The organism is Pseudomonas sp. NY8896, from assembly GCF_039634505.1.
This window is the reverse complement of sequence record NZ_CP132351.1, coordinates 305,556-330,771: the sequence shown is the minus strand read 5'-3', so window position 1 is coordinate 330,771 and position 25,216 is coordinate 305,556. Positions and strand designations below refer to the sequence as shown.

At 58.5% G+C, this 25,216-nt stretch carries 45 protein-coding genes; 1 reads left to right on the top strand and 44 read right to left on the bottom strand.

Annotated elements, in window-relative coordinates:
• Positions 1-35 precede the first annotated feature (35 nt).
• The 19 genes from Q9451_RS33275 to Q9451_RS33185 form a co-directional block, all read right to left on the bottom strand.
• The gene (locus Q9451_RS33275; RefSeq protein ID WP_021018542.1) at positions 36-458 is read right to left on the bottom strand and encodes a hypothetical protein; all 423 of its coding nucleotides are present in this window, start codon (positions 456-458) and stop codon (positions 36-38) included.
• Between the two features lie 145 nt (positions 459-603).
• Positions 604-900 (bottom strand): hypothetical protein, encoded by a 297-nt coding sequence (locus Q9451_RS33270; RefSeq protein ID WP_010792831.1) that lies wholly within the window; start codon positions 898-900, stop codon positions 604-606.
• A 7-nt stretch (positions 901-907) separates the two neighbouring features.
• The gene (locus tag Q9451_RS33265; RefSeq protein WP_021018543.1) at positions 908-1,093 is read right to left on the bottom strand and encodes a hypothetical protein; all 186 of its coding nucleotides are present in this window, start codon (positions 1,091-1,093) and stop codon (positions 908-910) included.
• A gap of 10 nt (positions 1,094-1,103) precedes the next feature.
• A complete protein-coding gene (locus tag Q9451_RS33260) occupies positions 1,104-1,394 on the bottom strand; it encodes a hypothetical protein (protein ID WP_021018544.1) in 291 nt (96 codons plus the stop codon).
• 205 nt (positions 1,395-1,599) lie between these two features.
• The gene (locus Q9451_RS33255; RefSeq protein WP_060476988.1) at positions 1,600-1,863 is read right to left on the bottom strand and encodes a hypothetical protein; all 264 of its coding nucleotides are present in this window, start codon (positions 1,861-1,863) and stop codon (positions 1,600-1,602) included.
• Positions 1,864-1,865: 2 nt separating this feature from the next.
• Positions 1,866-2,243 carry a hypothetical protein gene (locus tag Q9451_RS33250; protein WP_010794365.1) on the bottom strand — a complete coding sequence of 126 codons (378 nt, stop codon included), beginning with the start codon at positions 2,241-2,243 and terminating at the stop codon, positions 1,866-1,868.
• 165 nt (positions 2,244-2,408) lie between these two features.
• Entirely contained in the window at positions 2,409-2,633 is a 225-nt protein-coding gene (locus Q9451_RS33245; RefSeq protein WP_021018546.1) for a hypothetical protein, read from the bottom strand.
• Between the two features lie 83 nt (positions 2,634-2,716).
• On the bottom strand, positions 2,717-2,851 hold the full coding sequence (locus Q9451_RS33240) for a hypothetical protein (protein WP_010794363.1): 135 nt from the start codon (positions 2,849-2,851) through the stop codon (positions 2,717-2,719).
• 63 nt (positions 2,852-2,914) lie between these two features.
• A complete protein-coding gene (locus Q9451_RS33235) occupies positions 2,915-3,187 on the bottom strand; it encodes a hypothetical protein (protein ID WP_021018547.1) in 273 nt (90 codons plus the stop codon).
• Positions 3,180-3,764, bottom strand: coding sequence for a hypothetical protein (locus Q9451_RS33230; RefSeq protein WP_021018548.1), 585 nt, complete (start codon positions 3,762-3,764; stop codon positions 3,180-3,182). The genes Q9451_RS33235 and Q9451_RS33230 overlap by 8 nt, the downstream gene beginning before the upstream one ends.
• Positions 3,757-3,972 carry a hypothetical protein gene (locus Q9451_RS33225; protein ID WP_010794360.1) on the bottom strand — a complete coding sequence of 72 codons (216 nt, stop codon included), beginning with the start codon at positions 3,970-3,972 and terminating at the stop codon, positions 3,757-3,759. The genes Q9451_RS33230 and Q9451_RS33225 overlap by 8 nt, the downstream gene beginning before the upstream one ends.
• Positions 3,969-6,215 (bottom strand): hypothetical protein, encoded by a 2,247-nt coding sequence (locus Q9451_RS33220; RefSeq protein ID WP_172688459.1) that lies wholly within the window; start codon positions 6,213-6,215, stop codon positions 3,969-3,971. The genes Q9451_RS33225 and Q9451_RS33220 overlap by 4 nt, the downstream gene beginning before the upstream one ends.
• A 44-nt stretch (positions 6,216-6,259) precedes the next feature.
• Positions 6,260-6,517: a hypothetical protein gene (locus Q9451_RS33215; protein WP_172688599.1), complete on the bottom strand. Its 258-nt coding sequence runs from the start codon at positions 6,515-6,517 to the stop codon at positions 6,260-6,262.
• 4 nt (positions 6,518-6,521) lie between these two features.
• Complete coding sequence (locus tag Q9451_RS33210) at positions 6,522-7,037, bottom strand: hypothetical protein (RefSeq protein ID WP_021018551.1); 516 nt, start codon at positions 7,035-7,037, stop codon at positions 6,522-6,524.
• A complete protein-coding gene (locus tag Q9451_RS33205; RefSeq protein WP_172688598.1) occupies positions 7,030-7,740 on the bottom strand; it encodes a hypothetical protein in 711 nt (236 codons plus the stop codon). The genes Q9451_RS33210 and Q9451_RS33205 overlap by 8 nt, the downstream gene beginning before the upstream one ends.
• A 165-nt stretch (positions 7,741-7,905) precedes the next feature.
• Entirely contained in the window at positions 7,906-8,637 is a 732-nt protein-coding gene (locus Q9451_RS33200) for a hypothetical protein (RefSeq protein WP_010792847.1), read from the bottom strand.
• A 405-nt stretch (positions 8,638-9,042) separates the two neighbouring features.
• Positions 9,043-9,693, bottom strand: coding sequence for a hypothetical protein (locus tag Q9451_RS33195; RefSeq protein ID WP_021018553.1), 651 nt, complete (start codon positions 9,691-9,693; stop codon positions 9,043-9,045).
• Between the two features lie 56 nt (positions 9,694-9,749).
• Positions 9,750-10,181 carry a hypothetical protein gene (locus tag Q9451_RS33190; protein WP_043313020.1) on the bottom strand — a complete coding sequence of 144 codons (432 nt, stop codon included), beginning with the start codon at positions 10,179-10,181 and terminating at the stop codon, positions 9,750-9,752.
• 228 nt (positions 10,182-10,409) lie between these two features.
• Positions 10,410-11,066, bottom strand: coding sequence for a class I SAM-dependent methyltransferase (locus Q9451_RS33185; protein WP_283879779.1), 657 nt, complete (start codon positions 11,064-11,066; stop codon positions 10,410-10,412).
• 116 nt (positions 11,067-11,182) lie between these two features.
• Between Q9451_RS33185 and Q9451_RS33180 the strand changes: the two genes are divergently transcribed.
• Positions 11,183-12,022 carry a hypothetical protein gene (locus Q9451_RS33180; protein WP_021018556.1) on the top strand — a complete coding sequence of 280 codons (840 nt, stop codon included), beginning with the start codon at positions 11,183-11,185 and terminating at the stop codon, positions 12,020-12,022.
• Between the two features lie 113 nt (positions 12,023-12,135).
• Here Q9451_RS33180 and Q9451_RS33175 read toward each other — a convergent pair whose 3' ends face one another.
• From Q9451_RS33175 to Q9451_RS33055, 25 genes are all read right to left on the bottom strand, one after another.
• Positions 12,136-12,513: a hypothetical protein gene (locus Q9451_RS33175; RefSeq protein ID WP_043313016.1), complete on the bottom strand. Its 378-nt coding sequence runs from the start codon at positions 12,511-12,513 to the stop codon at positions 12,136-12,138.
• 13 nt (positions 12,514-12,526) lie between these two features.
• Entirely contained in the window at positions 12,527-12,793 is a 267-nt protein-coding gene (locus tag Q9451_RS33170; RefSeq protein WP_010792853.1) for a hypothetical protein, read from the bottom strand.
• Positions 12,790-13,266 carry a hypothetical protein gene (locus Q9451_RS33165; protein ID WP_172688597.1) on the bottom strand — a complete coding sequence of 159 codons (477 nt, stop codon included), beginning with the start codon at positions 13,264-13,266 and terminating at the stop codon, positions 12,790-12,792. Before Q9451_RS33165 ends, Q9451_RS33170 begins: the two co-directional genes overlap by 4 nt.
• A 143-nt stretch (positions 13,267-13,409) precedes the next feature.
• Positions 13,410-13,697 carry a hypothetical protein gene (locus Q9451_RS33160; protein ID WP_283879778.1) on the bottom strand — a complete coding sequence of 96 codons (288 nt, stop codon included), beginning with the start codon at positions 13,695-13,697 and terminating at the stop codon, positions 13,410-13,412.
• 37 nt (positions 13,698-13,734) lie between these two features.
• Positions 13,735-14,091: a hypothetical protein gene (locus tag Q9451_RS33155; RefSeq protein WP_172688595.1), complete on the bottom strand. Its 357-nt coding sequence runs from the start codon at positions 14,089-14,091 to the stop codon at positions 13,735-13,737.
• 40 nt (positions 14,092-14,131) lie between these two features.
• The gene (locus Q9451_RS33150) at positions 14,132-14,317 is read right to left on the bottom strand and encodes a hypothetical protein (protein ID WP_172688594.1); all 186 of its coding nucleotides are present in this window, start codon (positions 14,315-14,317) and stop codon (positions 14,132-14,134) included.
• A 51-nt stretch (positions 14,318-14,368) separates the two neighbouring features.
• Positions 14,369-14,626: a hypothetical protein gene (locus tag Q9451_RS33145; RefSeq protein ID WP_010794346.1), complete on the bottom strand. Its 258-nt coding sequence runs from the start codon at positions 14,624-14,626 to the stop codon at positions 14,369-14,371.
• Positions 14,627-14,638: 12 nt separating this feature from the next.
• Positions 14,639-14,848: a hypothetical protein gene (locus Q9451_RS33140; RefSeq protein WP_172688593.1), complete on the bottom strand. Its 210-nt coding sequence runs from the start codon at positions 14,846-14,848 to the stop codon at positions 14,639-14,641.
• 76 nt (positions 14,849-14,924) lie between these two features.
• The gene (locus tag Q9451_RS33135; RefSeq protein WP_172688592.1) at positions 14,925-15,920 is read right to left on the bottom strand and encodes a ParB/RepB/Spo0J family partition protein; all 996 of its coding nucleotides are present in this window, start codon (positions 15,918-15,920) and stop codon (positions 14,925-14,927) included.
• A 189-nt stretch (positions 15,921-16,109) separates the two neighbouring features.
• Positions 16,110-16,490 carry a hypothetical protein gene (locus Q9451_RS33130; protein ID WP_172688591.1) on the bottom strand — a complete coding sequence of 127 codons (381 nt, stop codon included), beginning with the start codon at positions 16,488-16,490 and terminating at the stop codon, positions 16,110-16,112.
• Between the two features lie 145 nt (positions 16,491-16,635).
• Positions 16,636-17,073 carry a hypothetical protein gene (locus Q9451_RS33125; RefSeq protein ID WP_172688590.1) on the bottom strand — a complete coding sequence of 146 codons (438 nt, stop codon included), beginning with the start codon at positions 17,071-17,073 and terminating at the stop codon, positions 16,636-16,638.
• A 36-nt stretch (positions 17,074-17,109) separates the two neighbouring features.
• On the bottom strand, positions 17,110-17,532 hold the full coding sequence (locus Q9451_RS33120; RefSeq protein WP_172688589.1) for a hypothetical protein: 423 nt from the start codon (positions 17,530-17,532) through the stop codon (positions 17,110-17,112).
• Positions 17,533-17,743: 211 nt separating this feature from the next.
• On the bottom strand, positions 17,744-18,247 hold the full coding sequence (locus Q9451_RS33115) for a hypothetical protein (RefSeq protein WP_172688588.1): 504 nt from the start codon (positions 18,245-18,247) through the stop codon (positions 17,744-17,746).
• 67 nt (positions 18,248-18,314) lie between these two features.
• Positions 18,315-18,809 carry a hypothetical protein gene (locus Q9451_RS33110; protein ID WP_172688587.1) on the bottom strand — a complete coding sequence of 165 codons (495 nt, stop codon included), beginning with the start codon at positions 18,807-18,809 and terminating at the stop codon, positions 18,315-18,317.
• 63 nt (positions 18,810-18,872) lie between these two features.
• Complete coding sequence (orn, locus tag Q9451_RS33105) at positions 18,873-19,442, bottom strand: oligoribonuclease (RefSeq protein ID WP_172688586.1); 570 nt, start codon at positions 19,440-19,442, stop codon at positions 18,873-18,875.
• A 76-nt stretch (positions 19,443-19,518) separates the two neighbouring features.
• Positions 19,519-19,926 (bottom strand): hypothetical protein, encoded by a 408-nt coding sequence (locus Q9451_RS33100; protein ID WP_235375691.1) that lies wholly within the window; start codon positions 19,924-19,926, stop codon positions 19,519-19,521.
• An 83-nt stretch (positions 19,927-20,009) separates the two neighbouring features.
• Positions 20,010-20,261 carry a hypothetical protein gene (locus Q9451_RS33095; protein WP_172688584.1) on the bottom strand — a complete coding sequence of 84 codons (252 nt, stop codon included), beginning with the start codon at positions 20,259-20,261 and terminating at the stop codon, positions 20,010-20,012.
• Positions 20,258-20,617 (bottom strand): hypothetical protein, encoded by a 360-nt coding sequence (locus tag Q9451_RS33090; protein ID WP_042857300.1) that lies wholly within the window; start codon positions 20,615-20,617, stop codon positions 20,258-20,260. The genes Q9451_RS33095 and Q9451_RS33090 overlap by 4 nt, the downstream gene beginning before the upstream one ends.
• Positions 20,618-20,644: 27 nt before the next feature.
• A complete protein-coding gene (locus Q9451_RS33085) occupies positions 20,645-20,980 on the bottom strand; it encodes a hypothetical protein (RefSeq protein ID WP_235375689.1) in 336 nt (111 codons plus the stop codon).
• A 351-nt stretch (positions 20,981-21,331) separates the two neighbouring features.
• Positions 21,332-21,781: a hypothetical protein gene (locus Q9451_RS33080; protein ID WP_172688582.1), complete on the bottom strand. Its 450-nt coding sequence runs from the start codon at positions 21,779-21,781 to the stop codon at positions 21,332-21,334.
• Between the two features lie 56 nt (positions 21,782-21,837).
• Positions 21,838-22,863, bottom strand: coding sequence for a hypothetical protein (locus Q9451_RS33075; protein WP_172688581.1), 1,026 nt, complete (start codon positions 22,861-22,863; stop codon positions 21,838-21,840).
• A gap of 57 nt (positions 22,864-22,920) precedes the next feature.
• A complete protein-coding gene (locus Q9451_RS33070; RefSeq protein ID WP_172688580.1) occupies positions 22,921-23,313 on the bottom strand; it encodes a hypothetical protein in 393 nt (130 codons plus the stop codon).
• 49 nt (positions 23,314-23,362) lie between these two features.
• Positions 23,363-24,007, bottom strand: coding sequence for a hypothetical protein (locus Q9451_RS33065; protein ID WP_172688579.1), 645 nt, complete (start codon positions 24,005-24,007; stop codon positions 23,363-23,365).
• A 289-nt stretch (positions 24,008-24,296) separates the two neighbouring features.
• A complete protein-coding gene (locus tag Q9451_RS33060; RefSeq protein WP_172688578.1) occupies positions 24,297-24,671 on the bottom strand; it encodes a hypothetical protein in 375 nt (124 codons plus the stop codon).
• 156 nt (positions 24,672-24,827) lie between these two features.
• Complete coding sequence (locus Q9451_RS33055) at positions 24,828-25,190, bottom strand: hypothetical protein (protein WP_172688577.1); 363 nt, start codon at positions 25,188-25,190, stop codon at positions 24,828-24,830.
• Positions 25,191-25,216: the final 26 nt, after the last annotated feature.

Below are 25,216 nucleotides of genomic sequence, written 5' to 3'. Positions count from 1 at the left end.
TTCGTCTCTAATTATTTGAACTGACGTGGCAGCTTTCAGCAGCTTCCAAGCGCACGGGTCACCGATTTTACCTCATCAGTGGAAGCGCGGATGAACGTCTGTCCGTCGTGCTTCCAGACCTCACCCGTCTCCAGGTCCACGAAGGCCCACTTTCTAGGGCAGGTCGTATGGATGGAGACGTCGATCGGTGCGTCCAGGACAGGAACAACTTCGGAAGTTCGCAGTGCACGGGTTTGACCGCCGGGGCCGTCTACCACCAGTTCCCGTTTCGCAGACCTTCGGAAATAATGCACCCACTGGGAACCGCCGTGCTTACCCTGGCGTTTCTGACCATCGGCGTACTCCCACTCCACGTTGAACCCGGTACCGAGCGGTGGGGAAAGCTTCACGACACGGCGTGCGCCGCCAGGGAATTCGAAGACGCGGCCAACCTGAATAGAGTTAATCGGCACAGCCATGGATCTGCTCCTGAACAGCCTGGTTTAGGTGAGGGGTATTGGAGAGTGGCCGGCTTACGCTGGTTATCGCACTCTCCGATACCCCCGAGGGGGTAGCGGGCCTGCGGCGGGGACCCGGCAGGCGCGGGCGATGGAACAGGTAAGATCAGCTGGCGCTGGCCAGCAGTTCGTTGAGTTTGGCCATTTCCTTTTCGATCGACTTGCCGTTCTTCTTCCGCCAAGCGATCTTCATTTTGTAGAGGTCGATCAGGCCGGCCCTGGTGCAGCGGTAGTAGTCCCCCGAGTCGTCCGAGCCGCATTTTTCCAAATGGCCGGCGGCGAGTCGCTCCTCGACGATTCCGTCTAGGTCACTGAAGCATGCGGCTTCCTTAGGGGATACATGCAGGGGCTTCTCTTGGGCTGCGAGCCACAATACCTTTTCGGCATTGAACAGTTTGCTCATAGGTTCCTTACCGCTTCTCGACCAGTTCACCGCCTTCTGCGATTCGCCAGGTGTATCGCTGGCCGTGGTTCACATGGTCAGGAGGGCAGCTGTAGGTGACGCTGCCATCCTTGTTCAGGCTCCGCGGCTTTGTCAGTCGCTCGCACAGTGGGCACTCCAGTGAGGGATAGTCCCGATGGGTTTCGGTGGTCATGACCGGCTCCTTACTCGGTACCGGCCAGCCAGCCAGGTTCCTTGGCCTCGGCCAGCCATTGACGAAGCGTACCGACAGCGACACCTGGTTTGTCTTCTTCCTGCCATGGTTTGTCGAGCAGATCGCCGACAACCTCGGTGCAACTGTCGACTTCCTCACAGTCAATGCCCGTCAGGTCGGAGTGCAGTCGGAGGGCTTCGGCCTCGTCGGCGGCGGCGTAGTAGTCATGGTCGTCCACTCGGAAACAACGAAGGTTGATTGTCTTTTCGACCGGGTTTCCATCGATAGTCAGCTGTTCCATATCGGGTCTCTCTGGTTGCTCCTGAACAGAGCGGTTCGTTATTCGGCTCCGGCGATGATCGCCTGTGCCCAAGCACGTGCTGCGTGGAATGCGTAGCCTCGGGTCGGCTCATCGGCGCAACCGCCGGAGCGCCAGCCAGTCACGTGGTGGAGTAAGGTCTTTGCTGCATCACTCATGCACATGTCCTCTGATTGGCGCCCGGTACTCAGCTTTCGCCCCGGAGAAGTCCGTCTTCGTCGTAATCCGATGCACCGTCACCACCATTAAACGATCCATCCAGGCGTGCCAGAATCAGTCCGGCGCGTCGGGCATCTGCCTCGGTACGAAGGTCACCGGTTCCTGAACCGCCGAAGATCTCCAAACCCAGGGCTGCAGCCTCGCGGGCATAACGGCTCAGTCCGGCAGCTATCCTGCGGACCTCCTTCGGATCAAGCCCTGCAGCCTCGCATTCGCGCGCGTTGACTTGCATGATCAGGCCAGCCGGGCTTTGAAGCCGAACATCGCAGTTGCGTCCTCGAAACAGTCATCCAGTTCCTGGTACGCCTTGTATTTGGCCTGGGCGTGGTTGGCAGCCCAAACTTGCATGGTTTGCCGTGCAGAATCCCACCAATTCCTCCCCCAGATCAGGACTTCAAACTGGCGGAGGGGGAGGTCACTCGTAACTTCCCCGTACACCATCTCGTCCGTGGGGTGGTAATTCCGAATCCGCTTCTTCGGGTCGCTATCCAAAACCACGCCGATGTAATGGCCGTGGTCCGCCATGATCGTGCCTGGTTCACCGTAAGCGGTAACGCGCCGGCCAACGCATGCTGGGACTTGATAGTGCTGGCGCACGTACTCGAATGCCATAGGGGCTCCATTACGCCCTGCGGGGCGAACTAATTTTCCGGGCTGCATGGGAGAACGAGCTGGTACCGCGATTCAACTCTCTCTCCGATGCCCCCTGGCAGAGCCGTGACGAACTGCCAAGGGTATCGGGCCTGTTTTACCTGGCAGGCTCAGGCGGGGAAGGCGTTAGTCCAGGCACTTCAACTCATATCCGGCCGGGGTATGGGATAGCACCCACCGGCGTTCATCGATGTCCGTCAGGTTGGCATTCCCCCTGGCGCGTGCGAAATACAGCAAGTTCGACGGGGTAGGCTTGTGCAGGTCCGAATACCAGGTCTGCTCGTCGATCCATGCCAGCACTTGGGACTCCGTCATGGCCGTGAGGGGGGCGGTTTCAGGGGTTTGATGCACTGTCGGGGTTCTCCTGGAGTGTTATGACTTCAGCCCATCTTCTATTTGATCAGTGCGTGCCAGAAGCCACCGGTAGGCTTTGTCTAGTCAGCCAAACTGTCGATCAGGGTCTCGATTTCGCTCTGGGCCTCTTCAAGACCTTCGCGGGTGGCCTCGCGACTGCGGCTGGTATCGCCGTAGTAAGCGCGGATCGCGTCAAGCAGTTGAACAAGATCCATGGTGCTTCTCCTGGTGGGGTGTGCTGGACAATAACGCCCAGGATGTGGATTTGGAGGTCGGGGTTACGGTTGCTGGAGACGAAGGAGCCGCTTCAACTCTTCAAAGTCGGCTAGATCGGACATGCCTTCATCGTCGTGTGCAATGCGCTCCAGCAGATCCCGCGGTAGGACCACATGATTCGCAGGAAGGACGTAAAGCTCCTGCACCTCATAATCAGGCCATTCCTTTGGGTTGGCCTTGACCATGTCATGGTGCTCCTTGCTGCATGGCCCCCAGTGCTGGGGAGCGCTCAAGAAGAACGCACGATGACAAACCGGCTTCAGCTTCTCAGGCATGGACGGACTCCGCGCCCTTCAGCACAGCGTTCAGCTCTGCAATGACCTCCGCAGGGGCCGGCACCGCTTCTTCGCTGAACATCCTGCAGTCGCCGAAGCATTGCCAAGCGATGACCTGTCCAAGTCGACGCAGAAGCTGTTCATTACCCGCCCGGGCCTGGCCGCTTTTCACCATGACGCTCTTGTGAGAGCTGGTGCCATCGACGGCCATGGCGGTGATGAAATAGTGGTTTTTCCCACGGTTGTAGACGATTTCTTCGCGGCCGGTTCCCTCGTGAAGTACCAGTTGCGCTGGCGCTTCGATCCCGCTGTCTCCGACCTTAAAGCGAAGCATGTCCCCTTGTTTGACCTGCCCCGGGCCAGTGAGGGCCATCCACTCCGGTGCCAACCCCAGCATGGCGCGGAGAGTGGCAATCTCTTTCCGTGCCGCTGCGAGCGCATTGGCGTTTGCCTGGGATTCGGCGGCTACCTTGTCGAACTCTTCGACGTAGACGACCTCACCCATACCCTGGCCGGTCAGGAAGCCTTGTGGGTGCAGATGCCTTGCATCCACGCTGTAGCGTTGCACCTTATTCATGCTGGTCTCCCTGTGCCTTGGGGCACTTACACGGACCGATTTCCGCGGACCAGGTGCCGGCGAAGCGCGGTTCGACGGTGCAACCGTCGTACAGCCATTTGCCGAGCAGCCTGCCCGCATCCGCTCGCTCAGTGCGATTGATGTCCATCGCACCAATGGCAACGCCGCACTGGCAGGTCGCAACGAACCCAGTTGGACGGCGCTTCATGCCTCGTCCTCCTGGGCGACAACGCCATCACCAACCAGGTCGGAAGCGAGGAGGAACAGTACCGCCTCGGCAATGCCGGATTCACCCGCACGGGAGGCGGCATAGCCGGCACCGTTGTGCAGGTGCTGGACGATGATGCGCTCGCCGGTACGCTCGATCTTCCAGTTTGCCGGGATCACGCGGACTTGAGCCGCCTGGCTGGCCAGTGCAGTGTCCCGTTCAGCTTGGAACGAGTCGGCAAGGGCCTTGTTAGCGACCGCCAGCCGGTCGAAGAGATCCACACGTGCTTGCAGACCAGCGACGTCGCGCTTGTACTGGTCGGCAGTTACCAGCTCGACCACTACATCGTCTTCGGTGGTTACACGTTCGGCCTGGAGCCGCTCGACGACCTTGGAATCAACCTGAATGTCGTTGTCGCCGTACTCCGAGCCGCTGATTCCTCCCAGCAGCAGAGCACCCACAACGTCAGGTTTGAGTTCCGGAATCAGCCAGGCCGGACGTGTCATGTCTACAGTCGGGATGGATTTGTCGAGCAGGACCTCCTGGGATTCCCCCCAGGTGTATTCGATAACACCATCGGCCGTCGTCTTGCACCCGATCATCCCGAAACAAACGATAGGATTCCGAGTGTTCCGACTCAGCGGGATACCGGCAGTAATCAACTGCTGGCGCGTCGGTTCGTGGTAGTTGAGCAGGCTGCTGCAACCGCTGGGTTCGCTGTCGGGATGCTTCAGTCGGACAACGATCTTCTTCGGCCTGCCTTCTTTGGCGACGGACTCCAGTTCGCTCATTCGGGAGAGAATATCGTCGCGGGGTGCCAGGGGCTGTGCTTTGGAAAGTGCGCCGGCCAGCATGTGGATGCATTTCTCGTCATCCGCAATGAGTGCCATTTCTTCGAACAGCTTGCGTGCCAGTTCGATATCGCCAACAGGCACCGGGCTGGTATTGTCGTCCTCGTCCAGGCGCAGATATTCCGCGTACTCCGCGGCATTGCATTTGGGGCACGGAATATCACCGCCGTTGAGCAGCGGCCCCCCTGGCTCATCGCAGCTATCTTCGTCCCAGAGGTAGCCATTCTGGCATTGAGCATCCAGGTACGGCGCTCCGAAATGTTTGCCTCGGTAGTCACACCCAAGCACAGGGCTAGGGGAGGCTTGCCCGGCTTCGACAGGGCGAGTGGCGTACTCCAACATTTTCCCGATGAGGTCAGCATCGAAGGTGCTGCTCTCGCGCAGATACTCAATGACGAACGTTGGATCGAAGCACGACCAATCAGAAGGTCGTTGATCCTGAACTGCCTCATGCGCGCCAGCTTGCTCAACTGCCGTTTTGATCGAGGACAGGACGTGTGAGCCCACTCTTTTTTTGATTGCGGCAAGCAGATAGGACCAAGCAAAACCACGATCTTCCGAAGGGATGAGCCCCAACGCGCGACCGACATCATCCCGGCACTGCTTGTCGAGCGCCAGCAACTGGTCGGAGTGGGCGAGCGGGAGGCTCTTCCCGATTGCGCGCAGTTTGTCACGCAAGTCGTCCAACTTCTCCCACCATTTCTCGCCATAGTGGTGCCGCAGATTCGCGCTGCTGTCGTGCCCGGTGAAAACCTGGATGGCATCTGCAGCCTGTTTCACCAGCTCGAGGGTGTTCGCAATCTTGGTCTCGTAGGTCTCTTCTTGACCACCTCCGGCCAGCACTCCTTCCTGGTGCTCGAGCAGCAGTATTGCCCCTTCCTCAGGGCACTCCTCGTGGTATGCGTATAAGCCTGCCACAGGGAAGTCCTCGTCCTGGTCATGCAGTTCGATCACCAACGTCTGCTCGAGCTGCTCAGTTGTGTTGTCCGGGGCCAGGAACTCGATGGCGTTCAGCAACTGATAGCCGTTCAGCACGAGGCTGGGCACATGTTGGGGTTGATCGTCAGCATCGAGATCGTCCTTGTCGTACGGCGCTATACCCTGGGTGGGCAGGACCTGGGCGGGCTCATGGTCAACCAGGTAGATGGCGATGTCGTCTGGGAGTCTCTCGTGGCGCGCGTAAAGGCCGGACTCAGGACAGCGGATCTCCTGAGCTGCGGAGTGCAGTTCGATCACCAGTCGATGACTCATCTGCTCAGGGGTGCGCTCCGGGGCTAGGAACTCCAGAGCATTTCGGATCTCATAGCCGTTCATCGCAAGGCCCATAGCTTGCGGTGTTACGTCGGCTTCGGTTCGGCCGCCGGATTTCGACGGGGAAGGGATGAAAGACATGTTAGCTCCACGAGATTGGGAATGAAGAGATGCTGGCGCCTCTGTCACTGTGCAGAGAGCGAGGTGTCACCCATGCCGGCGTTCGATTCGGAAGTGATCTTGAGGATCTTCTGCACGTCCTGATTTCGGCGGGCGAGGATCTTGCTGTTCATTTCGTGGGCGGTGTGGTTCTTGCCCTTGAAAACCCACCCGCCAGAAGAAAAGAGGGACTGTTTTTCGTCGTACTTCCATTCCTTCAGGTAGGCGTGATACGAGTCCATCACCTTGGCGATCTTGTCTTCGGCAGTTTGTTTCCGGCTCATCTGGCTAGTCCTCCTGCATTTGCTTGTCGAGGATCAGCCCCGTAGCCTCCTTGAGGCCCCGGGAATAGCCCTGCTCTTCAGCACGGCGAAGCTCGATCTGATGTTGGGTTCGCTGGCGCGCCATTGCTCGGTGGATTTCGGCATCCTCGTCGTTGTAGCTGCGCATACGTGCTTCCATCTCGCGGTACTCCGCCACGTCGATAAGGCAGGCCGGCGATTGCATCTCATGAGTGCCGAAATGAAGGGCGGCAGCGGCCTCGTCGAGGAAGTGCTCGCCACAGTGGAAGCAACGCCAACCTGCCGTCCGATCCGCGCGCAGCGCCTGCAGCTCCGCGCGCATGTTGTCGGTTTCGGCCTGCTCTTTTGTCAGGTGCTGGGACAAAATGCAGGCGAAATCAGCAGCCAGGCGATCGCGGATGTATCGGGTGAAGTCGTAGCGTCCGAGTTTGGTCTGGAAGTAATCCACCAGGTAGCCGCGGCCGCCGGCCGATGTGCTCAGGTTGTGCTGTGTCTCACTCATGGGCGTTCTGCTCCGGTTGGGCCAGGCTGGCGAGCAGGGCCATGGCTTTGTGAGCTGCCCCGCTTGGGTTGTACTTCGCGCAGTTGCTGGTCCTTGAGTCCTGCTTCCCATCCTCGTAGCCGGACACGTAGGTGTTCCAGAAGGCGGTGTAGGTGACCAAACCGACATGCCCTTTCACGTCGGTGGGTGCAGGTATGGGCCGGGGCACCTTGGACAGTGCGTTCCACAGCTGGACGAGGCCGGGCTCGGTGAAGGTCGATACCGAATGCTTGCAGGCCGGGCATGCAGCTTTCCAGAAAGGTCCCAGGGAGTTGCGTTCCAGGGTCACGGCCGGAAGACGTTGATCGCCGCAGCGGCACAGGTTGAAGGTGGGCGTGGCAGTAAGCGTCTTGATCTGCGAGAGAGCCCCGTCATACAACCCTGCGAGCTTCGCATGGGCCTCATTCATCCCAGCAATGGTGACCTTGTTACGCTGCAGCTCGGCTTGAGCCGTAGCCAGGTCCTGCAAAGCTATGTCCAGCTGGGCCGTCAGGGCATCCACACTCTGGTGGTACTGCTCAACCGCCATCAACTGCTTGCACCGCCCTGAAAGCGGCGAGAAGGAAAGGCCGGCGACGTCCTGCTTGTGGTAGTTGAGGTACGCGAGAACCTCCGGCTGCTGGGGGAGGGTCGCCGGCATGGTGCTTTCCGTTTCGTTACTCATCGCTTGCAGTTCCTGAAGAGGTGGAGGAATGGGATTTCACGGAAGCAATCATCGGCGTCCTCGGGGTGTGCCAGAACCAGGCCCCTGCTCAGACAGGCTGGGCTTCGGCCTGCGAAATCGTGGCAAGCAATGCAGTCAGTTCTTCGCTTGAGCGTTCAAGCCGGTTCATGTCCGGGCGGGCCTGGATTCTCCGTACACGCCTTCCCATCCTGGTTCGCTGGGTTTGTGGCGGCAGGCATCCATACGAAGACGGCCATCGGACCCCCTGAACATGAATGCGACAGGTGCCTGATCTTTAAGCCGCTCAAGCTCGGCTTTGAATTGATCGCGCTCCGCTTCAGCGGACTGCATGGCCAGGACGGTACGCTCGTAGTCTTCCGCAAGTACCACTTCTGCGAAGGCCCCGTTCCCGTCGGTGTCGATCGAATAGCGGCGTACTTCAGGTACATGATCCTTGGAATCGAGGATCGTGGTCAGCCGGGCCAGGAGCCCCTGTTGCAGAATCTTGAAGTGGCGGAAGTTCCACGCGCCATCCGTATCTTCTTTCCAATGTTGAAGACAGGAGCGAACCCATTCAAATGCGCCTGTAAAGTCACTGGGCACGGGTTCCGCTGCTTCGACCAGCACCAGCATCTTCTCCAGATCGCTGAGGATGGATACGAGGTCCTTCAGGCTCACCTTGTCTTGACGGGTTTGCAGCGTGAGAGTGATAGCTGCAGCGACCAGGGAGTAATGCGCTACGTTGGCCCAGAAATCGTTTTTGCTTACAGGCTCTGGTGAGACCCCTGCCGGAATGAAGACCTCGAGTAGGCCCTGTCCGTTGTAACGTCCGGTGATCCCTTGCTCATCGAAGCTCAAAGGGGTGCCTCCCTGAGGTCCAGTTTTGGTTTTGCTCATGATTCGGTTCCTATTCGCGGGAGTTACTTGAATTTGATCTTGCCGGAGCCGGCGACACGGTGATCGCGTTGGGCAGGGTTCCCGTACACCAAGATTTCACCCGATCCGGCAACGCTCAGGTCCACTGTTGCCGCAGTAAGTTCATTGAGGTGTGCCACTACCCCAGCAGGAGCTGATCACTCCCGCCACTGTCGCCAGGATCAAGAACACGCCGAGGTGTTTTCGGTGTCGTCTGACCACGGGTTTTCTCTAGAGATGGTCCCCGGATTGTCCCGCGACCGAAATTTGGCTACCAACGAAAGCGACCGGCTGAAATTCGCTTGATGAGAGTTTTGAGGGGGAAAGCGAGTGTCCTAATCCACTCGCTCGAAATGCTTGTCCTGCGGAGTGTTATGGGGGTGAGAGTTAACCCAACCCATTCGATTCAATGAAAGCGATCACCGATTCAGTCGTCGGTTCCGACAGCAAGTGATACGCCACAAAGTGGAAGCAGCTGTCTTCACTCTCAAGCATGGAGAGTTCATCTCGGTTGAATGACCAGCGCTGGCCAGCATGGTCAAACTCTATGTACTTCTCAGGAAGAGGATCGACTGTCACCGGCACGAATTCAGGCTCGGTAATCCATTTGCGTGTCTGGCGGTAATCCTCATCCATCCAGCCCCCAACGCAGGTATTGAACGCGCTGCTATCGAAGTCGTAAGGCTCAGCCTCGTCGATCGTGCTATTGCGGTTCACCGTCAAGCCAATTAGCTCCCCGCTGGCGCTGAGGTAGGCATAATGGCAATCGCCAATTCTCATTGCTATGTCTGGTTTTCCCGTCAGTAGGCGGCGGTACTCATCGAGGCAGCCCTGGAAGGTGTAGACCTCAACCCGAAGCTGACAGTAGAGGTCGATTTTCTGGTCGTGGGTCAGGCCGAGATCACCAGAACCGTACTGTTCCCACCAGGTCATGAACGCTGGTGCGTCGTGAAACTCGTGGATAGACCGGCTCGCGTTGTCGAGACAGCTCAGAACTTCGGTTTTGGCTTCGTCCATGATCGTTGGATTGAGGCTCATGATGGGGCTCCATGGCGTGTTAGCGATGAGACCAGTCTGAGGTCAATCGGAGTGTGTCAGAAGCGGGAGGTCAGCAATCGGAGCTGGCGCTTGATCCGCGCCCACATCGTCTGGTCCTGGGTGTATTGCTGCCAAACGCCTTCATCGCTGATCGATTCCAGGACCACAGGGCTTTCCCCTCGGACTCGGATGAGAAATGCTGTGATGCAACGGCAGGACCGGCACACTCCGTGGCCATCGATCACCACGACATCCGGCAGTACCTGGTTCCAGATCCCCCTAAAGTCTTGCTTTCTGATTTCACTCCCGCACAGCTTGCATTGCGGGACCACCTCAGTGAGCTTAAAGCCCGAGGGGAATGTGAAGGGTAGCCGGGACGCAATCACTTCTCCGGCCTGGTACTGGGCGATCATGGCTTGCAGTTCTTCGGGGCTGACCTTCTTAGGTTGCTTCCGTTGAACCGCCCGCTGTTGATTGGTTGTGGTCATGCGGTGTCTCTCCAGATGTTCGATCAGCTATGCGGCCAGCATGTCCAGCTGGTCCGGCTTCGCATATCGCCCGGGGCCCACTCGGCGCGCAGTCTGCTGGCAGACCTTACGGACCTGCTCCTTCCAGTTCGGGTTTGCCGTCGGCCGGCGTTCAGCAACGTATTCGTAGATTTGGCTCAGGTGGGCCTCACCCTCGAACAGATCGAGGGCCTGCCCGACGACCTCGCGCTAGGTGGCTGGGCCCTGACTCATGGCCTCCTGCACATCTTTCGGCAAGCCCTGCAGGTACGCCAGTTCGTGGTAAAGGCTGAGGCCGATCATCAGGCGCTCTTGGTCTTTGGTGAACGTCACGAAAGTCAGGGGATGCTTCAGCCCGGCGTATAGGTTTCTGGGCAGCATCTCCTGCTGGATGGCCCAGCGTTCGTTGTACCGACACACTCTCGCCGCTGTCTGGAGGAAGTAGCAGGGTAGGACGAATGCCACCTGGCCATTGTCGACCAGCAGGCCGTGTACACGATCCAGCAATCGTTCGATGAATTTGGTTTCGAATGGCGGATTACCGAGGACCAGGGTTGGACGCTCTTCGAGCTCCACCTGGAAGAAGTCGCCGGTAATGACCGGCCTGCCTGTCAGGTCACGTGCTTGCTGAGCGAGATGCGGATCGATCTCTATCCCCAGCGCGGGCACATATTGGGGAACCGCTTGCAGAAAGCGCCCTAGGCCGCACGTTGGCTCAAGGACGAAATCCTTGGCGCTGAGGTGGCTGAAGTTCTTTCGTACGATCGCGGCTGCAGCCCAGGCCGGGGTTGGGTACTGGCCGAGTTCGATCTGTGTGTTTTGTGTGCTCATCGCCTCAAGTGGCTGTTCGTTGATCAATTGAGGCAAGAATCGGGCTGGTCCTCCCGTGCCACCATCTGCGATCCGGAAATGAGCCGTAGCCTTTGAGCATGTACCTCCCCACGAGTGCAGTAGCCTCGGGGAATCAATAGGGGAGATTTCCTATGCCGTGGATTGATCTGAAATCAGCACTGAAAAGCGAGGCCGGATTCCTGGAGTTCATCAGGAGCAGCTATAGGCACGGCACCGTCGTGGCCCTGTGCGCTGGCGCGATTGGAATCCTGAACCGCAGGTTGGAAGCCGCGGTGGCTCGCAAAGACCGTGACGGTCAGCGTTACCTCTATACGCAGATCGAAGTGTTGCGAAGCGAGATGCATGTACGGCTGGAAATCCGAACCGACCAGGCGCTTGCCCGTGGCGTTCTACATCTCGCCGGCGAGGCCGCCCTGGCGCGCGTGCACGACTACCAACGAGAGCGATATCTCTCCGAGTTCTCGAAGCTGTACCCGGAGATCGTGGGCGCTGTGGGAGTGACCCGAGCAAAGTTCTGGGAAGCGGGTGTATATGGTCAAGATTTTCCGCTCTGGGCCCAGCAGAACGGTTTCACCGATACACAACTCCTGCAAGCCATCCAGGTATCGAAACTCAGGGCCTATGACGCCCTGGTCGAACTGAACCGTGAGCTGGAGGAGAACGGGAAAGGCGCCCGGAGTTGGAAACTGAAAACCGAGTGGGACCGCCGGCGGAAGGAGATCAAGTTACTCTCTGATCTGCAATTCAGGTCTGCAATCTACAAGTGCATACGCGATGTGCTTGGCGAAGGCTTTATGCCCGAGCTTGAAAAATGGATGACCCTGAATACTCGGATACCCCACTTTCGGAAGCTTCGAGACCGATCTCGGGACTCGAAACCGAACCTCAAGCTCCAACTGCTCCCGGGCCGGAAATTTCGGCCTGAACGCACTCCTCCTCGAAGCACGGTGAGTTCGGAACCTCGGGCATGAATCCGAGCCTCACTACGGCTAGTGCGTAGCTTCAGGCCCAACCGTAGGGCCCGACCTTCCCTGCAGGAACGAGAAGCCCGCCAAATCGGCGGGCCTTGATCGGGGAGGGTGGGTCAGTTCGGGAACCAACGCTCGGCCAGCTCGCGGAACTTCGGCTCAACGGCCTTGGCCTGCTCGATGCCGGCACAGACATATCCATGGTGCCCGCCGGCCTGCCCTCGCTCCCAGTAACTGCCCGCGGCGGCCACCATCTCATCTACTGAACCGCCTTCAGCTCCAATACTCAAGCAGCGCACCGCGGCACCGACGTGGTCCCCGGCTCCAGGGATGCGGCTATCGCTCAGGGCGGCGCACCAGCCATGTTTTGTAGGCGCATTGGCCGTCGGAAAGTCGGAGTAGAACTCCATGATCGCAGTTGCCAGTACCAGGGGATGGCCCGGGTAAACGGGGTAATTCCCGGTCACGCTCTTGATGAACTGTCTTCCTTCCATCAAAAACCTACCTTCAGTCAGGAGTTGCTGCCTTATGGATTCGCTTGACGTATTCGTGCATGGGTTGGCAATCGCTGTCCTGGTAGCCGAATCGGTTCACGAACGTCGAGAACGAATCCCCACACTCTTCATCCTGTTGCAGCCAGGCTTCGTACTCAGCGGCCACCTTGAGGGCTTTCAAGCGGAATGCCAATGCCGCGGCACGCTGGGCCTTCTCGTCGCGATGCCGACGGATCATTTCTTCTTCTTCGGGGCTCAAAGGGCCTAGGGAATCGGTCATGATTTAGTTACTGGATGCTGGCAGGAGTAAGTGACCTTGACGCCTTCAACAGCTATCTCAGCCTTTTGAACATTTGAACTCTCTTGAATGACCTTCAACAAATCGTGTTTCGTCATTCGATAGTCGTCCTCGTCACTGTAGGGGTATATGACCTCGACAGACTCTCCGGTGAAGCTTGCAGTCCAGGGCGAGCCGTTCGCTGTTTGCTTAGGCGCTCCCCTCTTCATTAGCTCTTCAGAAGTGATTGGGATAGTGGCACAGGGGCCGCGACGGGCCTCAAGCAAAATCAAGGCATTGGGAATTTCATAAGTCAGATGCTTCGCAGCCAGTTTACCCATGCCTTGAGTAGCAGTGGCCATAATATGTTGGCCATAAAACAACATGCCAATCACGGCACATATAATTAATAGCGCAACTGCTAAAGCGTTGGATGCAAAGCATTTGTTTTTTGAATTTTGTTTGTCTTGTTGCATAGCTAACCTTGGATTTGATATCGCTTTATTGCGTGAGCGCAATGAAATAGTTCGTTTTGGCTTGGTTCATTTTACTAGGTTTAATGTGTTTAATCCCAACCATCAGTTCTCTGTCTAGCTTAACGAGGCAGTTGCGTCGATTCTCAGGGGTAATGATCTTCCAGAGTTTTGAGAACTGCTGGCTTGATTGTCCAGCCCGTCGCTCGCTTATACCGCTCGGCGAAGTCTTTGACCGTTCCACCATGGAAGTCCCTGTCGCGATTTCGACGCTCGATGATTCCTGCGCAGTCCTCGCCGACATGTCCAATCTCAACGATGAAGCCTTTTACGATTCGCAAGCCGCAGCAGGCGCAAAGGCGGCGCTCATTCATGGGCGGGCTGATCTTCTTGCCCGAGTGAAAACAGGTTGCTCGATCGTCAAAGCGTTTCATCGTACTTTCCTTCGTGGTGCTGGGTGGAAGAGGTGGATCAGCTGATACCTGCGGTTTCCAGCGTTCCGGCCTCTTGCAGCTCGGCCCAGGTTTGAGCAAAAGCCTGTTCCATGCTCCACTCGTCACGCCAAGCACTACTTGCGCGATCGTAGGTGTCACGGGCCTTGTTGATTGCTTCAGCCTGAGTGCGTGCGCTCACGTTGTAGAGGCGGCCAATTTTTCCTGTCTCGCGGCTGTGCCCGAAGACGGCCCATTTGACAGCCCTGGGCTTGGGCTTGGTTTTCTGCTTTCCGCTGCCGCCGCATTGAAAGCAGACACCACCGAGAACTGCAGTGAACAGCCAGATTTTCCCAGCGCCATCACAGCGGCTGCATTTGTAGAGTTTGTCTGCCATGTCCGTTCCTCGGTCATGCGCCGGCGAACCGGAAGCTTGTTCAGGGGTAGTAGGCCTTCTGGCGTTCAATTTCTGCGCGGATCTCCTTGGCAATCCGCCATTCACCCTGTTGCTCCGCTTCGTGCTCGGTCTCCTCGAGCTCTTCGGCGCACCATTGGCTCAGGTCGTAATACTTGCGTTCGCGCATGCGGCGAATCAGGTCTTCGTGATCATTGACAACAGCCATTGTCTTGCCCTCCTCGGGCATTGTGGTTGCCCAGCGACTTCCGTGGATCGTTCAACTCAGAATGTGCCCAGTCTGTGCCTCATACAGCTTCACACAGTTCGGACACAGCATGCCTTTCTTGCCCTGGGCAAGCTTGGCTGCCTTCCAGCCCTTACGGGTGGCCAGGTCCTGAAGGTACTTGTAGGCCCGGATCAGATCGGCCTGAGTATCGTCAGCAGTTTCGAACACACCCTGCTCGTTCATGCTGTAGCAGTCGTCGGTGCTCGGGTCTTCCTGGTTGATGCACTGCAGTTCCAGGCGAATGCTCATCGTGTATCTCTCTCAAACTGACGGAGCTGATTGCCGGACATGGTCTAGCCTGACCATCACCGCAGAGGCCAGATGCCCCCACTGCGCTGGACTCACATCCAGATATCCAGCATTAAATTGCTGATCGATCTGGTCGATCAGGGTGGTGATGGATGCTTCCGTAATGGCAGACCTCAAAACATCTAGCGCGTCTTCGAAGTCACAGAAAGCAAATGTGGCCATTCCGTTTGTCTCTCCGTAAGTCCCTACCGCCCATAGCCCCCAGTGGGTGGGGGCGGTAGTTGGCAGGGGGCTTGGATTAGCCGACGTTCGCCGCCGGCTCGGTACCGCTCTGGGCAGATTTAACAGCCGCGCGGATGTTGGCCAGCGCCTTGGCCAGGTCCTGCAGGTTCAGGTCGGCACCGCTGAGGGTCAGTTCGACCTTCACACTCTCCGGGGTAGCCATGAAGGGCAGAGCTTTCTCCAGTTGGTCGGCCAGCTGGACCAGCACCGGGGCGGCAACGTCCAGGTCCTTGCGACCGTACAGGGCGGACGGCGCACCAACGGACTTCGCGGTGATCTTCGCGGAACCGTTGCGCTGGGCCTTGGCGAGCTGCTCCTGCATATGCACCACAGTGTCTTCGCCGTTTGCCTTGCACTGCTTGTCTGCGGCCAGGGCAGTAGAGACGGACGCTTGGCCCTTCTCGACCATCTCCTTAACCTCAGGGGCCACGTTTACCAGCGCCAGCATCTTGCGAACGTGGCTGACCTTGCGGTGCACCGCGGCCGCGACACCGGCGACGGTGAACTTGTGGTCGTCGATCAGCTCGCGGTAGGCCTCGGCCAGGTCAAGAGGGGAAACCGGCACCTGCTGGTTGCTCACGCACTGACGCACGATCTCAACGGCGCGGCCACCTTCCACCTGGCTCACCCACACGCGCTTGATGTCGGCGCCTTCGGCGATTGCCAGCATCAGGCCGGCGTGGCGGGTGAAACCGGTCACTACGCGCAATTTGCCGTTTTCGGCGACAACGCCCAGCGGTTCTACGGGCTCGCCGGCCTTGTAGGAATCGGCGAAGCCGCGGATGGCATCCTGGTCGAATTCGCTGCGGATTGCCTCTTCGACATTGCAGACGAGGAGGGCGGTGGGCATTTCGAAGGCGTTCTGGCGCTTCGGATCGAAGTCTAAGCCCAGCTGTTTGCCGGTGATCAGCTTCTTGGCGGTGTCGTGGATGCTGCGCAGGGAGTTGCAGCCAGCCAGAGCAGCTTGAGCGGTTTCGGTGATCAGGTTGGCAGCGATGTTCTTGGTGGTCATGGGTGGTGCTCCTGTGTCGTTGATGGAGCCATCTTCAGGGGAGGTCGTGTGTGCCAGAACCGGCGCCGAGAAAATTTCGAAGTTTTTTCGACCCCCTAGCGCCTGAATTTAAAGCCCGATGTTCGGTCCCTAAAAATGCGCAGAGCCCGCTCTATGGCGGGCCCTGGTGGAGAGTGGAGACTACTGCGATCAGAGCAGGAACAAGCGGCGGGCGTAGCTACGGTTGACCTCGCGGTCGACCTTCTCCAGGAATTCCGGCACTTTCTCGACGATCTGTTCCGAGGTCATGCCGCTGGGGATGTTCAGCCAGGTGGTACTCAGAACGTTGTTGCCCTCACTCTGGTAGTTGCCTACCAGCTGGAAGCCTTCCGATCGCGGCTCGAGGCTGAGCGTGGCGGTCTTGATGCCAACGGCGGTCTCGTAGTCCTGGGAGGCCACCAGGCAGCAGATGTCCATATCGAGCTGGCTGGCGGCGGTCCAGCCATGCGTCACCAGGTTGACGGCGATTACTTGCTTGACTGCCTTGTACTCAGGGGCCTGGATGGCGATGTGTGCTGGAATGTGTTTCATGGCGGAATTCTCTTTGCTCGGTGGCTTGGATTCGATGTGGCTATCTTCCCCCGATCTCATGTGTGCCAGAACCGGGGATTTCATTGATGCCAGAAAGCACGAAGCCCGCACTGTGGCGGGCTCCGGTGTGACTGCTGCCTACTGATCAAGCCCAACTGGCCAACTCCCGCCAGAAGAATGCCCTGACCAGGAAATGCGCCACAAAGTGGGCGGTGAAAACGACCAACACAGCGCCGATGAGGCTGACATCGAAGTCACTGAGCGAGGTAACGTCGAACGCAAGCGCTACATCCCCCTTGAGGCCAGCGGCGACCACGATAAACACCGCAGAAAAGACAATGCCGGAGACGATGGCCATGAAGGACATCAAGGGGGTGCCGTATGCAGCTTTCAGGGTTTTTCGTCCAGAACCGACCAGCATTACCAGGACCAGCGCGAAGCAATTCGACATAGTGCTGCCCACCGGGCCCGAGATCAGCCATGCGGCTAGTAGAGACAGCCCCACCAGAATCGCGGAGTAGGTCAATACGCCAATCACGGCCAAAGATCGGGCCGGAGCGCTGCCAGCTTCAGTAATGGGCATCCTTCAAATCCTATGTCTGTCAGGGAAAGGCCTAGCTTACCGCCCAAGTGCCCTGAAACCTGGCCAAATGCTCCGTCGCACCAGTAACTCGGCCAAGATGCCGAGAGAGATGACGATCAACGCCGCGGCGAAAGGGCGTAGATCGAGGAAGTTGACGTCCTCGGGCAACGGCTGCACCCCGAACACGCTCCAGAGAAGGGTGAAGCCGATCACCAGGCCGGCGACCAGCAACGCGCCAACTCCCCGACCGATGTCCTTGAACTGCCTGCCTTTGGCGATGACAGGCAATGCCAGCAAGCACCAAACAACAGCATGGCAGTGCGTGATGTAGGTGCCGATGTCCCATGGGATGGTCATCCCGGCCACCAGCACTGTGGTGCAGAGGATGAATGCGTAGATGAGGACTGCGAACACGGGCGTGTAGCGCGATCTCTTTTCGGTTGGGCTAGTGTGGCTCATGGATCTCTTCAAGACGCTGGGTTGGTTTCGAGCTGGGAGCCTTATCTGCAAGGTCATGTAGCGTTGCGCAGTTGCCGCAGGAGAGGTAAACCGCCGGGAACAGTTCGCCGTCGATGTCGGTACCCTGCGGCTCAATGCGGTGCGTCCACATATCGGCGCACCCGCAATTTCCGCAGATCAGGTGGAGTCGGGCACGTGCCACTGGTATCTCCTAGGCGTCCTGGTGATGTTTGACTACGGCGCTACGCTCGGGCAGCGCCGGTTTGAGATCCTCGTACGACTGCTTGAGTAGGAGAGCCCGGGCAACACCGTGATCACCAACGGTATCCAGAGTGAGTTGGCTGCGCGCACCGGTGAACGAGTCCTTGACCTCGTTCAGAGCTTTGATCCCCTCCCGGCGCAGCAGTCCTTCGGTTTGGAGACTGCTGAGCTTCGCCAGAGAGTCGTTGACGATGTCCACCTCAATCCACTCGGTCAGATCCGACAGTTGGGTTTCGATTTCGCTGTAGGCGTCCCGGACGCGGATCAGGCGGCTTCCGCCGTTCTTCGCAATGGTGTCCAGGACGAGGATGCACCCGTCCCCTAGGATCTGGTCAGAGTAGGCGGTGATGGTGCGAATGCTGGCCTCGGCGACGGCGATCCTGCCACCTTCGACAACCGGCAGCCGGGCGTCCGAGTCTGCGAGAAGTTCCAGTTCAATCCATTTTTTAGTCATAAGCGTTCCTTGAAGAGGTGATTGGGCCTACCACTCAGCACCAAGTGGAGAAAAGGCAACAATGTCATTAGGGATGGTGTTGGGAATTTGTTTCACTGCCAGGCGATGGACTTACGCTGATCAACCCCAATTCCAGGCTCTCAACTTGAACATCATGCCATAGCTCCTGCTCGATCAAAGCGTAGGTATCTGCAAGCTCCTGGGCGTGCTGGCGCTCGTTCGCGGCGCGCTCCTCCTCGGCCACGATAAAGTCAATCAAGCCGAGCTCGTAAAGGTCGTAGGCACGTTGCCAGCGGCCGGCAATCGCAGGGAAACCCGGTTCTACGCTCAGCAGCGCATGCGCCTCAGATGCGATGGGAGCAAGGTGACTCTGTTCGGCGGGAAGAGCTGGCAGATCAATTGACCGCGCAACCTGTTGGAGGACCTTCTCACCCTCCGAGCACTGGAAACGTAGGAGGAGACTTATCGGCAGGACGCCCCGCGCGAAGGCCAGGCATGCCTGGAGTGCTGACTCTTCTTCCTGTTCGGCTGCCTGAAGCGCCTCCAGCTCTGGAATGACCATGTATCGTCCTCTGGTGAATGTCTGATGAGCACATGGTTCACGCTGGCGCGGTGTGCCACCAGCTCAGGCTGCGAGGATAGGCGCGAGCAGATCCCGGTACAGGCGGGCTTCTTCGACAGACTCCAGAATGTCGTCAAGCGCCCGGTGGCTCTGGCGTTTGACTGGTTCGAATGCTGGGCTGATCGTCTTGAGGAATTCCTTCACCGCGCTGATATCCAAATTGCGGTAGTGAAGGTGTGCATTGAGCGCCGGCATCTGGGCCTCAAGGAACATCCGGTCGAAGTGGATACCACTGCCGCACAACGGTGAGGCCTTGGCTTGCACGCCGTGCTCTACCAGGAACTCGATGATTTGCTGTTCTGCGCTGGCCAAGTCGGTAGAAGAGGCCGACACATCGTCAAAGAGGCCATTGCGAGTGTGCATGCTCCGGACGATGTCGTCGCACAAAGGAAGGACGTCAGCCGGGTCGTGATGGACAACTACGACGTGCTGGGCAAGGACGTTGAATTGGTCATCGGTTACCAGAACCCCGACTTCCAAGATTCGGTGCCGGTACACCATCTGCTTATGCAGTTCAGTGAATCCAGTTGACTCAAGATCAAGCCAGGCCAACCGGCGATCGTTATTCATCATGGGGAGGGCTCCTGTGGTGGCACTACATGGGAATTCTCCATGCCAGGGCATGTGCCACCAGCCCGGACAGAGTGACCTATCCGTTCGCCTCCCCGCGCCCCGCTGCACGTTTTGCTCGGCGTGCTTGAATTCGCCAGCTGATCAGCGGGCCGAGGAGCGTGAGCAGCGCTGTCACCACAACCAAGGCAATGGAGACCGGCTTGCCGCCGCGGATGTGGTAATCATCAGGACTGTAGGAATAAGGTAACGATCCTTCAGGCAGGCGGATGTATATACCACCAGCATCCTTCGGCTGAAGCCACCAGGTCCCGTCGAGGTTCGCCTCCATCCGACCAACCACACGGCAAGTGGTGTCGTAGGGAATCTGCAAGGCTTCGCAGGCCGCCTTGTCGCGCACGATGACCTTGGCAGTATCGATCACCTGGAGAGAGTGACCGACCTGTAACGCGGCCCAGATGACGAGCATTGGCCAGGCGAAGGCCATGAGTAACCTGAACAAGGGATAGATTTCCAAAGTAACGAGGCCAAGGCAGGGTATCCAACAGGCTGGCGCAATGCCATCCAAAGTCAGTCTGCTAATTTCCGGGCCGAGGATCTGATGCGTTGCGCTGCCTTGAACGGGGTATCTGCAACAGTGCTCCAGTCATGATGCCACCAGGCGATGACCATGCTGGCCTCCTTAGCCGTCGGCGCCGATATTACGGCTCGAACTTCAGCCCCTACAGCCTCCCACCAGTCCATGCCCTCTGAATCCCGGGCGTTGGGATCGATTGCCGACCGATACACGGTCTTGATTTGTTCGTGCGTCAGCTCGTTCATTGCCGGGTGTCCAGTTGCGCCTGCAGGTATTTGGCCATCGGTAATTCGTGCTTGCCATACCGATCGTAGTCAGCCAGGCGGGCCGAGATATAGGCCGCCAGCGGCTGCTGCCACTCCGCACTGCTCACCGAGTAAGCGTACTCCTCGTAGAAGCGGACGATATCCCTGCTCATCGAGTGGCGATAGGTCACGGCAATCTCTTGGGCGAGGGCCGGTGCGGTACCGAGGGCAACCAGATCACGCTCCAGATCCTCGGGGAACGTGGTCTGCCGAACCCAAGACAGGGCGTTGAAGAAGTGAGGCCCGAGATTCAGGTGCGGTTGGACTTTGCTGGCGCTGGGAGTGTTCATGGTCATCGTTCAGTTCCTGTTCTCGGATATCAACTAGGCGGATGCTGGGGTGCGGGCTGCCCGGCGCGCCGCAATGCGCTTCTGGATGCGCTCGCGCGCGGCCAATGCTTCTTCGCCTGAGCTGGGGAGCGACAGCTTGATCTGGTTCACCCGGCGCAGTTCGTGTTCGTGCATCCAGTCCATAACCGATTCCGCGGTCCCCACGTCCTGGTAGCTGCGCGGGCCGCCCAAGCCCATTTCAGCCCGGGAGCCGTATTGCTGGCGCTGCTCTGCCACATGGCTGATAGCTCTCATCTCTGCGAGCATCTCGTCGAAGCTGAAGCGAGCGCGCATGTGGTCGCGAATGTCCATGTCGCTGATCTGGAGCATGGGATCATCCAGGGCAACTACTGCGCCCGGTAGGAGGTGTGCCGGGCAGAAGGCTAGAGCAGAGCTTGCTGGGGGCGTTAGCGCCGAAAAGGTCAAGCTGAACTGAGTAGGAGCGTGGGTGTGTTGCATGGGATGGCCTCCTGAAGTGATGAGGCTATCTTCAGGGCAGGCTCACTGTGCCAGAACCGCTGTGCGCACACTTCGCGCACAGGATGGTCACGTCGATTGTTTGAACGATGATTCGGGACCATGCCTGAACAGGGATTGGAAACCGGTATTGTGGCGTGGCGGGAAGCCCCCCTTAGGAACCAAGAGTAAGGTTCCAACCTGGTCCCCCCGCCATCCTGTTGATCAAAAGAGGCCTTGTTGGTGTGAGAGCCTGGCCATGATCCGGGCATCCATCTGCTGGCGCTCCTCTCGCATTGCGGCTTCACGCTGGGCCCCGACGCCGTTGTACTTCTCCACCAGGTAAATCAGGTTGGTGGGAGTCCATGCGTTGCGCCAAATGGTGTTCCAATCGCGGATGACCGAAGCCCTGTCGTCGCTCGGTAGGGCGAAAAACATGCTCCTGGCTTTGCGCCAGACACGCGCTTCCCGAGCTCGCCAGTTGATCAAGGTTGCATCATCCCTTCGCTGGCGAATCTCCTTCTCGGTTTCCCAGTCATGCTGTTCCGCTCGGATCATTTCAGCAAAGAGCGGCAAAGCGTCCGCCTCACGTTGCTGCTTACGCTCGAACAAGGAAGCCTTGCGCGGGTTGAAATCGAGTCGGCGCAAGCGATGAGGAAACGGTTTGAACTTCATTGTTGAACCCCACACGTTGGTATTGGAGAGCCCAGATAGCCTGGGGCCAGGATTGATTAGCAGGCCAGAAGATCCAGTTGCCCGGCCGGTGCGTTGTCGGTGAAGACGTAGCGGGAGAACTTCTCGCTGAGGTTCGCCACGCGGTGCAAGGCGGTGTAGTCGTTGGGTAGTTCGACGTGGATCTCATCGCCATGTTTGGTGTGCGGGGTATTGGACAGCACCCAATCCACCGACTCCTGGTGGCAGCGGTCGGTTACGGCGTTGGTGTCGATGACTAGCTTCGTGCTGCTAGGCATGACCGGGGCATTCTTGATTGCATCACGATAGGCCTTGATCTTACCGCGGTAGGTCAGAGGCTCGGCCAGTTCCTCCTTCCATAGGTTGGTGATGTAAGAATTCATGAAGCTGTGCGAAGCATCGCCACGCCAGTCACCGTTGGCGTCCTGTGTTGCGTGGTGGAAGTGGCCATCGCGAACGCGCATGAAGCGAGGGGTGTTCATGCTCACCACCTTCGACTTGCCCGGGCAATAGCCGAGGCTTGGATTGCGAGGTGCGAGCAATGCGCTGGTTGCGGACTTCATGATTCGACTAGCGCCGAACCGAATGCCGTCGTAGATCGCGCCCAGCAGCTCCGCGTCGTCGTACAGTGAAACGATCAGGTGTTCCCCGCTCTCCAGCTTCACTGCGTCAGCTTCGCGCCCGACGGCCACCATGGCAGCCCTGGCCCATGCGAAGTTCTCGGTCGGGATCGGTGCCATGTAGTTGTTCACTGCATACAGATCGAACTTTCGGTCAGCAATTTCGACCGGGTTCTCCAATTCTTTCATCCAGCCAGCGATGTAACCTTCCGGGGTAATGTCGCGACCTCCAGCACCTTTGAGCATTCCACCTTCACAACTGGCTGCGGCGCGGAAAATATGGCGCATGGCGGAAGGCAGTTCGCCAATCATGTAGCTGCTCCAGCGTGGGGTACGTGGGTAGCAGTTCGATTCGTAGGTTTCCTCGAAGAGGACGTACATGACTTTCCCGCTGGTAGCTTTGAAAGCAGCGGCCAGTTTGCCAGTCGATACAGTAGAACCCATGGTATTTCCCCTTGCCTGGTCGGGCTGAACGCCCTTAGCTTCAATGTGACCTGCACATCATCGGGGCGATGCATGCGTGCCAGAACCCATGCGAACCCACTCCGCGATAAGGTCCTCGCACAGGACAATCACATCGAAGGTGGGGTTGATGAAGCTGGGTATGTTGGCGCTGACCTTGGAGGCCGGCATTTGGGTCTGGCAAGCGCCAGCATCGGGAACCAATAATCGGACTTCAACGTGGTGTTCCCACCATTCGCCGTCGATGTAGAAGGCTGGGTCATCGTGCTCGAACAACCAGGGCGTGCTGTCGAGAGGTGCAACGGAAGGTGCCCCCGTGGCTAGGGTCACTTCGAAGGCGTGCCCCTTGTAGCCCACCCGGACGATATGCGGCTCGTCTGGCCGTTTCATTTGCAGCGCCCGGGCCGCGGCGTTGGTAGTCAGCTGAATCATGGTCACCCCCTCTCTTTGAACAGCCTGCTTTCCGGTAGCAGTGTTGGCGTTAGTCGACCAGGCCCAATTCCACGCACTCTTCGCGCCAGCCAGCCCAGAGGTCTGCCTCGATGGAGGCGTATGTGTCCTGGATGTCTTCCCAGTGCGCCTGGCGCTCTTCCTCCTCCGCTAACTCCCTCTCGTACTCACGTTCGATGTGCGCCTGAACTACGGCCTCCGCAGCCTCGTCTGCATCCATCCCCCGGCTCCAGGCCAGCAATAAGGTCTTGGCTTGCCCCTGGGTAGCCTCAGCTACTTGCGAGTAGGGAATCTCCATCAAGGCCGCTACCTGCTTGTCCACCGCCACCAGCCATTTCGTGTAAGGCTGATCTAGGGGCGAGGCCGGTTTCAGCCACCCAGCCGAGAGCTGACCAATCGAGCCGTTGCGGTAGTTCTCGTAGTACAGCTCCGTGTACAGCTCGTGTGCCAGGTTGTACTGCTCAGCCAACTCAGGCACGTCCAGAAGGAGCAGCGGGGCCCGGGGTCCATAGTGGCGGTGAATCAGTACGTCATCGCTCGCCAGCTGGTGGACGGCGTCATATGCCTCTTGCAACGCCTCCTCGGCCTGGGAATCACACCCTTCGATGCTGGAGAGGACAGCTACGTTGATCCACAGTGAGCGGGCGGCTAGGGCTTGTGCGAATGCGGGGTTCATGAGGGGGCTCCGTGACTGGGGTAGGTCAGATGGAGCCATCTTCGGCCCTGACTGGCTGTGCCAGAACCTCCTGCGGATGTTGGCCGATGCCGGGCAAGGCGATCACACCCGAATCAGTCAGAACCGAAGATTGGTAGCCAATCGGCATACCAGGCAGGCGCGATCTGCGCCGAGGATGAGGAGCAATATGCGGAGCTGCACCGCAAATATGCGCAGGACCGGGCGAAATATTCGGAGCACCTTCGAATGTATGCGGACCTCCTCCGCACATTACGGCCGCCGGCGGAACCTAGAACGGGTTCTCCTTCATCAGCTGCCGGCAGTCCTCGAGCACCAGGTCGTAGTGATCATCGGAAGAAACTAGTCGTTCATGTCGGATAATCGAGAGTGGATCTCTCTCGTTCGGCTCCTCCGTTAGGTTCAGGAAGGTTACGACCATGCGGTGGTACCACCACTCTACGTTTTCCCCCGCGGCGGGCTGCACCAACGCATTGGTTTCCGATGTTTCGGGCTGAACGCATTGCTTCGGGTCTTCGGGGATGAAGGTGACTTTGAAGTCCACCCACCAGCCTTCGCCGCGATGTCGGAGTTCGACAGTATGTTCCTGGTCCTGACGCGGCATGCGCAGCGCCTGGCGTGCGGCCGGGTCGTCGAGGTTCAGCATCGTTCGGAGTCTCCTTCGGGTCAGGTTGCAGGAGCCCCGGCGCTATTCAGCGCCGAGGAATGAGGTTCAATTGCGGCAGGGTATCAGGGGGCAGGAGGGGTTCAAGCGAAGCGCCCACACCCGAATCTCGGGGACGATTGTGGAGGCTGTGGGAGATCAGAAGGGTTGTTCTTTCAGGAGGTCATCACAGAGGCGAACGATGATGTCGTAGGGTTCGGCGAAGCTGGGCAGGCGGCTGTAGCTGTCACAGGTGGCCTTCACATCGTCGATCTCCGAGCCGTCATGGTTGCGGATATGAACCATGATGTGGTGATACCACCACTCTCCGCGCAGCCATCCTTTCGCCTGCTCGTCGGTTACCGGGCGATCGTTGGGGTCGGTGGGTTGGGTGCCATCCTCGTCAGGGAGGAACGTGATGTCGACGATTCGGCCTTGATATCGCACCTGAACTTCCATTTCCTCATCAGGTTGCTGCATGCGCAGGGCCTGACGTGCACCGGCGGTGTTGAGATCGAACATGAAGGCTACAACGGAGTGTAGTGGTT